Origin of the sequence: Leifsonia sp. SIMBA_070 (assembly GCF_046534635.1) — a bacterium.
GTDB lineage: Bacteria > Actinomycetota > Actinomycetes > Actinomycetales > Microbacteriaceae > Leifsonia.
In genome coordinates this window covers 1-265 of record NZ_JAWRYK010000399.1, presented here as the reverse complement: position 1 = coordinate 265, position 265 = coordinate 1, and the positions used below count along the sequence as shown (strand labels likewise).

The window sequence follows — 265 nt, the reverse complement described above, 5'->3', positions numbered from 1 at the left end:
CGCCGATCCTGAAGGGAAACAGGACCAGCCCGCCAAGACCGAACGTGAACGCCAGCGGCGGCGAGCCGATGAAAATGTCATCTTCGGTCGCGTTCAATATATGATGTGCATAGCAATCACAGACGATCAGCAGGTCGCGGTGGAAATGGATCGTCGCTTTCGGCAAGCCGGTGGTGCCGGATGTAAAGCCCAGCAGGCATGGATCGTCGGCCCGTGTTGCGACCGCATCGAAATCGCTGGATGCACCGGCCAGCAATGCGCCAAG

General features: G+C 59.2%; 1 protein-coding gene. It reads right to left on the bottom strand.

Annotation, left to right across the window (positions count from 1 at the left end):
* A partial coding sequence (locus tag SB754_RS20825) for an AMP-binding protein (RefSeq protein WP_410784255.1) occupies positions 1–265 on the bottom strand: 265 nt, incomplete at both ends.